At 36.2% G+C, this 7,403-nt stretch carries 6 protein-coding genes; 3 read left to right on the top strand and 3 right to left on the bottom strand.

Features of this window, described 5'->3' with window-relative positions; all coding sequences use genetic code 11:
- Positions 1 to 122 precede the first annotated feature (122 nt).
- A complete protein-coding gene (locus A8L32_RS22890) occupies positions 123 to 1,163 on the bottom strand; it encodes a uroporphyrinogen decarboxylase family protein (protein WP_075591640.1) in 1,041 nt (346 codons plus the stop codon).
- A gap of 244 nt (positions 1,164 to 1,407) precedes the next feature.
- On the opposite strand from A8L32_RS22890, the gene A8L32_RS22885 reads away from it, so the two are divergent.
- Complete coding sequence (locus tag A8L32_RS22885; RefSeq protein ID WP_075591639.1) at positions 1,408 to 2,745, top strand: RNA-binding domain-containing protein; 1,338 nt, start codon at positions 1,408 to 1,410, stop codon at positions 2,743 to 2,745.
- 140 nt (positions 2,746 to 2,885) lie between these two features.
- Here A8L32_RS22885 and A8L32_RS22880 read toward each other — a convergent pair whose 3' ends face one another.
- A complete protein-coding gene (locus tag A8L32_RS22880; protein WP_075591638.1) occupies positions 2,886 to 4,706 on the bottom strand; it encodes an AMP-dependent synthetase/ligase in 1,821 nt (606 codons plus the stop codon).
- Positions 4,707 to 4,911: 205 nt separating this feature from the next.
- On the opposite strand from A8L32_RS22880, the gene A8L32_RS22875 reads away from it, so the two are divergent.
- Together A8L32_RS22875 and A8L32_RS22870 are read left to right on the top strand one after the other, a co-directional pair.
- Complete coding sequence (locus A8L32_RS22875) at positions 4,912 to 6,021, top strand: CapA family protein (RefSeq protein WP_075591637.1); 1,110 nt, start codon at positions 4,912 to 4,914, stop codon at positions 6,019 to 6,021.
- Between the two features lie 109 nt (positions 6,022 to 6,130).
- Positions 6,131 to 6,640, top strand: coding sequence for a hypothetical protein (locus A8L32_RS22870; RefSeq protein WP_075591636.1), 510 nt, complete (start codon positions 6,131 to 6,133; stop codon positions 6,638 to 6,640).
- An 80-nt stretch (positions 6,641 to 6,720) separates the two neighbouring features.
- On the opposite strand, the gene mnmD is transcribed toward A8L32_RS22870, so the two are convergent.
- Positions 6,721 to 7,377: a tRNA (5-methylaminomethyl-2-thiouridine)(34)-methyltransferase MnmD gene (gene mnmD, locus A8L32_RS22865; protein ID WP_075591635.1), complete on the bottom strand. Its 657-nt coding sequence runs from the start codon at positions 7,375 to 7,377 to the stop codon at positions 6,721 to 6,723.
- Positions 7,378 to 7,403: the final 26 nt, after the last annotated feature.

Here is a 7,403-nt window from a genome sequence, read left to right as displayed (position 1 = left end):
TCATCAAGTAAGATTAAAGAGTCTTATAGAAAGAAATCTAGGTTTACTGTATCATACTATAAAAACTCCCCCTATAAATCATCTTAGAATCTATAGGGGTGGTGTATTATAAAGTTAGCTTGTTAGTTATACTGTCCATAGGTCTTGGCCATATTTACAATAGTCTTGGCATGGTCAAACTCTAGATTTGCGGGATATTCGCAGCCAGTAGCTAAAATAAATCCTCCATCTTTGGCAAATAAATCTATTTGTTCTTTACAAACATTTTCAACCTCTTCTTTAGTGTTTCTGGGTAAGTCGGTTGGCGGAATGCAGCCTATTAAAGTAATGTCTTTGCCATATTTTTCTTTTGTTTCTTTAAAAGAAGAACAACATGCAGGAACGTGTAAAAACGAAATAGCAACAGGTTTCATGGCTTCTATTTGCTCTTTAAAATAAATGCCGTGCCCACAATTATGAATCATTACCATACAACCCTTCGATCTAACGTAGTCTGCTAAAGGTTTCATAAATACACCTTCAAACTCCATCCACATTTCAGGACTCATGATGGATTGAGAAGCAAACAAGGTATCAAACATAATTGCATGAACGCCTGTTTCAATAAGAGCATCGCAATATTCGTATAGCGTTTTATTAATTTCTTCCACGGCCGTTTTTATATCCTCAGGAACCATGTATATATCCGTAAATAAATCTACCTGGCCGCGAAGCATACTTAATATACCCAGAGGTCCAAAAACAAATGCAACAACAGGTTTCTCCTTGCCTTTGGCTTTCATAATTTTATCACACAAATCAATGTGCATTTTCATGCGAGGTGCTTCTAAAGGATTTACATATTTTACTTTGTTATATTCCTCAGAACTCTTTAATAAGTGATTCTTAAAGTTGGGGTGGGCAGCCTCATTCTCTGGATATATAATTTCTTGACCAAAATCAGATGCCTCAACAGATAAATCAATCAAGGTGCAAATTACATCTAAGTCTAGTTCGTCGGTTGCTTTTAAGTAACTATCCGCACATACATCGGCATCGGTTGCCCAGGTTTTATAACTACTATTGGTAAATTTTCGGTTTACACCATTTATTAAAGGATACACAGGAACTCGGTCTGCTTCCTGATGGTTTAAAATGGCCGATACTCTTTCAATTGAATTCATCTCTTCAGTTTATTTGATTATGTCTATATCGTAAAGAAATACCTACAGACTTACATTATCAATGAAAGCACCATACTATAGTATAAACCATCACATCCCATCACACTAGCTCAGGGTTTGATGGGATTCTTTGTTTATCCTATTAAAAGATGATAAAGAAAAGATGAATTATTGGTGAGCATTTTGTTATAAACTCCGTGCTTTCCATTACTTTTTCTATCTTTCGGACATAAAACATGAACACATGAGAAAATTATCTTTAAGCATACTTCTAAGTCTTTTAAGCATCTTTATATATTCATCTAAGCTAGAAGGTAAAACCTATAAAATAGCTTGTTTACACGATTATTACCCCTATACTGCAATTAACGATCAAGGCGAGGCCAGCGGAATTGCCATAGACTGGTGGAAATTATGGAGTGAGAAGTCGGGTATTGATGTTGAGTTTGTTCCTTCTGATGTAAATAATATAGGTGATTTATTACTTCAAGGTGAGGTAGATGCCATTGCTGGATTGTATTACACGGAGGATCGGACTGATATTATTGAATTCTCTGACCCTATTTTACGTTTGCGTTCGGTGGTGTTTTTAAAAGAGGAATTTGAAGTATCAACAAATCTTACAGCAGAGATTACGGTTTTAGATAAAAGCACGGCCATCAAAGAACTGGGCAAAAGGTATCCTAACTTAAAGATTAAAAAAGTGGATTCATTTTCGTTGGTTCGAGAAGAGGCTCACCTAAAACAATGCGATGGTTTTGTGTATGATATTCCAAATACTTTAGGAACCTATAAAGGATTTGATACCCCAGATGGGTATTATGAATTTGCAACTTTATTTACTTCGCAATTACGTCCGGCAGTAAAAAAAGGCAATCAAGAAGTATTGTTGAATATTATGTCGGGTTCTAGTAAAATTAGTACCGAAGAATTAATTGCTATGGCTAAAAAATACAAGCTTTACAAAGAAAGTAGGAGCATGTATTGGGTGGCCTTATTTGTTTTTATTTGCCTGGTATTTAGTCTTTTTATGTTTTGGATGTACATGAAAAAGCAGAAGAAACGCAATAAAAAATTGATGGAATTTGAGGCAGGTACTGATTGGCAAGTAATTTTAGATAAAGGAGAAAATGACTTGATAGAGTTTAAGTCGTCGATGCGATGGGATTACCGCCAAGAGAAGCCTAATAAGGCATTGGAAATGGTAATTATTAAAACCATTTCGGCTTTTTTAAATACCGAAGGAGGAATGCTTTTTATAGGGGTAGATGACGATGGTAACACCTTAGGTTTGGAGAATGATTACAATAGCTATAGCAAAAAGAGTAGAGATGGCTTTTTACTTGGCTTAACCAATCTAATCAATCAGCACTTAGGTAAACGAATTCATAGCTTTTTAAATATCAATATCATATCGATAAACGATAAGGATGTTTGTATTGTGAACATAGAAAAAGGAGATAAACCTGCGTTTATTGGTAAAGGCGATAAAGAAGAATTTTACATTCGTACTTCAGCATCCTCGCAACCACTAAGCATGCGCGAGAGTTATGAGTATATAGATTCGCACTGGAAGAAGTAAGGAGAGATTTGGATGATAGGAGAAATACGATAAGTAAAAACCACCTCCCCACTCATACTTTATAAGGAGGGGAGCTTGTCTACTGTTGCATAGTCCTAACAACCAATGAGCAGTCTTCTAATGACTACTCTACCAATCATCTATTCCCCATCAAAACTGATAGAACCTTTATTTTCCTGATCAGCTTCGTAGGCATATATCTTACGTAATAAATCGGCATATTGATTATACAGTACTCTACGCTTAAGCTTTAAGGTAGCCGATAAACAACCATTGGCCGAAGTCCATGGCTCCCGAACCACTCTAAAGCGTTTAATTTGCTCATGCTGCCCCAGTTGCTTGTTAGCTTTACTCACTTCCTTTTGAAAGTTTTTCAGGATAACCGGGTTTTTAATCAACTCCTTATTATCTCTGTAATGTATTTTATGGTCGTGTGCCCACATATGCAAGTGATCAAAGTTTGGAGAAATTAATGCGCTGGCAAACTTTTCACTTTCGCCAACTACCATGGCTTGTTCAATAAATATAGACTCTTTTAATAAGTTTTCGATGGCTTGCGGTGCAATGTACTTCCCGCTCGAAGTTTTAAACATTTCTTTTTTGCGGTCGGTAATTTTTAAGAATTTATCTTCAATTAATTGACCAATATCTCCCGTATGAAACCAACCCTGTTCGTCAATCACTTCGGCAGTTAAATCAGGGGCATTGTAATACCCCTTCATCACACAAGGACCTTTGGTTAGTATTTCCCCATCTTGGTCAATTTTAACTTCAACCCCTTTAATTACAGGACCAACCGTTCCAATCATAATATTACCCGGTTCGCTTAAATGATTCACCGCAATAACAGGTGCAGTTTCTGTTAGTCCATAACCTTCCATCAGTGGGATGTTAGCCGCAAAAAATAGTCTGCTTAATCGCTGCTGAAGTGCTGCTCCCCCTGATATCACATACTTTAGTTCTCCACCAAAAGTCTGTTGCCATTTACTAAAAACCAGCTTACGGGCAATCCTTAACTTCCAGTGATAAAAAATATTGTTGTTGTTAGCTTTACTATATCTTTCGCCCAAGCGCATGGCCCAAAAGAATATAACTTTTTTGATGCCACTTAAATCTTCTCCTTTTGATACAATCTTATCATAAATGCGCTCTATAACACGCGGTACAGTAACAAATACATTGGCTTTAATAGCAGCCATGTCAACCGCTAATGTTCCTAGGTTTTCTGCATAGTATACGGCAACTCCTTTGGCCTGAAATAGATAGTTTACCATTCGTTCAAACACGTGGCAAAGAGGTAAAAAACTCAAGGCTCTGGTTTCAGGGTTCAGTTCAAAAGAGTCCCAAACACCAGCCACGTTGTTCATAAAGTTACCATGCGTTAGCATCACGCCCTTAGGTAGTCCTGTTGTGCCAGAGGTATATATAATTGAAGCAATATCTTCAGAAGCGATTTTATCCTTAGTCTCTTTATAAAGAGTTTCGAATTCGTCTTTTTGTTCTGTACCTTTTTCAAGTACTATACTCCAATTTTTAGCACCTTCAATCTCGTTAAATGTAAGAAGATGAGAAAGCGCTTCAATCTTTTCTGTAATGGGTTTAATCTTATCATATAGTGCAACATCCGATACAATCACCATCTTAGCACCCGAATGTCTGAAAATATGTTCAAACTCCTCTTCGCTAATAGTAGGATAAACAGGTACATGAATCACACCAACCATCGACATACCCATATCCACAAAATTCCACTCTGGTCGGTTGTTAGAAATGGTAGCAATTTTATCACCGGGTTTAAACCCCATGCTTAAAAGTCCCAATGCAAACTGTTCAGCATTATCGTGGTATTGCTGAGCACTGATTTTTTTCCAGTGACCATTGCTTTTGGAACAAAGCATTATATTTTGAGGGTTAGTTTGTGTTTGGTGGTGTAAAATGTCAAAGGTTCTCTCAAATATCATCGCGTACTATTTTCTTCTACATACTGTTATATGACGAGGCCATTAAGCTAACCCCAGAATATAAATTCAAGACTTTTCGATACTAAAATAATTAGCCGCGCAATTTAGTGTTTATTTACCTAAACTACATATCTTTTTAAACAAAACGCAGCTTACGATGTAACGCTTAAAAGCTTATATTTGCAATTCTAAAACGCAGTATCATATGAGATGTCTTAAACAAACTATCTTTTTATTATTTATAACCATTAGTACTTTGCTTTCTGCTCAGGATACAACTTCGGTATCATTGGTATTTATTGGTGATGTAATGGGGCATGGTACCCAAATTAAAAGTGCTTATAACGAGCAAACCCAAAAGTATAATTATGATGGATGTTTTAAATATGTCAGTAATATTTTTGAGGATGCTGATTTTGCCATTGCCAACTTAGAAGTAACTTTAGCAGGCCCTCCATTTAAAGGATATCCTCAGTTTAGTTCGCCCGATCAACTAGCCATTGCCATGAAAGATGCTGGTGTAAATGCTATGGTTACTGCCAATAATCATTGTGTTGATAGAAGAAAACAAGGCTTAGAGCGAACAATTGATGTACTGGATAGTCTTGAAATTCCGCGAACAGGCACCTATAAAAATGAAGCAGATAGGGTTAAGCATAATCCTATGTTGTTGCGTAAAAATGGCATTAAAATAGCCGTTATTAATTATACTTACGGAACTAATGGAATTGCTGTAACAAAGCCTAATGTGGTTAACTTTTTAGATGAGGAGCTTATTGTAAGTGACATTAAAAAAGCCAAAGAATTAAATCCAGATAAGATTATTGCTTTTGTACACTGGGGACTGGAATATCAAACACTACCCAATGCAGCGCAACAAAAGTTTAACCAATTATTTAAAGATAATGGTGTTGATGTAGTGATTGGTTCTCATCCACATGTATTGCAACCCATTAAATACGAAGAGGATCATTTTGTGGTGTATTCTTTGGGTAATTTTATTTCTAACCAACGCACTGCCCCTCGCGATGGAGGAGTCATTGTTCGTTTGGAACTTTCTAAAGTAGGCGATCAAACGGAAGTTTCGGATGCTGGGTATTATCTTACTTGGGTACATACGCCAACCATTAATGGTAAAAAGGAATTTATGGTGCTTCCTGTAACGGCTTTTGAAAACGAGGCTCTTTTTATGGATGCCAAAGTACATGCTCGACTAAAAGAATACGGTAAAGAAGCCAGAGATATTTACAAGCATAATGTAAATATTAAAGAATATTACTTTGATAAAGAGTTACCAGGCTGGGTGAAGAAGTAGTTGGCAGTCTCTGGTCAACAGCCTTTAGTCAAGAGTCAATAGTTGGCAGTGTACAGTATGCAGTCCACAGTCATAAAAGAAGAATAGTTTAAATTGTAGGTTCTAGTAAATGCAGTTAAAAGAAACGGAGAGATCATTAACCGAAAATGAAAGGCATAAGCTTTTGTGTATAAAGCAATCTCATTATGATTCAATGTTAATGCAGTTTGTTGCGATTATATTGGTGGCTATATTGTTGCTACTGGCTTATTACTTCCCTTTTAAAAATACAATATTTTTTACACGTTATTTTGGTCATTGGCTTATACCATTAGTATTGATAGGTTTTTCCCGATTACTGTATTTATTTAAGGTCAGGTTTGTTAAGAAAGCTTTAAAGAGTAATAAGATTCACCTTATTCGTGCGATTATTTCGGCCAAGTCTGTGAGTAAGGTTGGTACATTCTCTACGGGTGATTACAGAGCTTCTGGAAGTTCCGATAGCTGTATTTTATCGTTTGGGGAATACGCTATAACTTCCAATATAAAAGACTTTGAAAATATTAAGGTTGGAGATGCAATTATTGGAGCTGTTCTTGAAAATACCAAGCTAGTTTTATCAATTGAAAAAACAGCATAGAGATAATTAAACAATCTTTATTGCAGATTATCTACTTTCTACTTTATGCTATGTAAAGCAAACTGCCTACTGATTACTATCTACTGCTTAATTGCTCTCATTATTTGCCTTTTTCCAGGAGGGCCTTGCAAGCGTTCAACTGTAAAACCTACTTCTTGCATGGTTCTGCGCACTACACCTTTGGCACAATAGGTGGTTAACACACCTCCAGAGACTAGAGACTTGTATGCTTTCTCGAATATTTCTTTCGACCAGAGTTTCGGTTGTATTTCCGGAGCAAAGGCATCAAAATAAATGAGGTTGTATTTAGGTTCAAGCACTACATCTTTAAAATCACATTGTTGCTTTTTGAGCGAGAAATTATATTCTAGTTTATGTTCCTCTTCCCAGCTAACCTGATGTAATTGCTGAAATAGTTCTTTTTTATTTGGGTCGACAATATCGCCGTAGTTTAGCTCCTTTATGGTGGATGATTCAATGGGATATTTCTCCATCGAATGGTAATGGATTTCTTTATCTCCTTTATGGATAGCGGTTAAAAAGGCGTTAAGCCCTGTTCCAAATCCAAATTCCAAAATATTTATTTTATCCAGATTTAGATGTTTTAAACCCGCCTCAATAAATACATGTAGCGATTCCTGAATAGCACCATTGGTGGAGTGGTAGTGCTCGTTTAACTCAGGCACAAATAAAGTATGCGACCCGTCTTTCGAAATTTTAATTTCTGCCTTACTCATAAAATTAATTGAAATGCGAATGTATA

It is taken from the genome of Labilibacter marinus, from assembly GCF_001659685.2.
Classification (GTDB): domain Bacteria; phylum Bacteroidota; class Bacteroidia; order Bacteroidales; family Marinilabiliaceae; genus Saccharicrinis; species Saccharicrinis marinus.
Note: the sequence above shows the minus strand (reverse complement) of the source record. Positions and strands in the feature narration are given on the sequence as shown.

Coding starts and splice junctions, on each gene's coding strand:
- A8L32_RS22890 (WP_075591640.1), bottom strand. CDS start 1,163: ATGAATTCAATTGAAAGAGTATCGGCCATTTTAAACCATCAGGAAGCA.
- A8L32_RS22880 (WP_075591638.1), bottom strand. CDS start 4,706: ATGATATTTGAGAGAACCTTTGACATTTTACACCACCAAACACAAACT.
- mnmD (WP_075591635.1), bottom strand. CDS start 7,377: ATGAGTAAGGCAGAAATTAAAATTTCGAAAGACGGGTCGCATACTTTA.
- A8L32_RS22885 (WP_075591639.1), top strand. CDS start 1,408: ATGAGAAAATTATCTTTAAGCATACTTCTAAGTCTTTTAAGCATCTTT.
- A8L32_RS22875 (WP_075591637.1), top strand. CDS start 4,912: ATGAGATGTCTTAAACAAACTATCTTTTTATTATTTATAACCATTAGT.
- A8L32_RS22870 (WP_075591636.1), top strand. CDS start 6,131: ATGCAGTTAAAAGAAACGGAGAGATCATTAACCGAAAATGAAAGGCAT.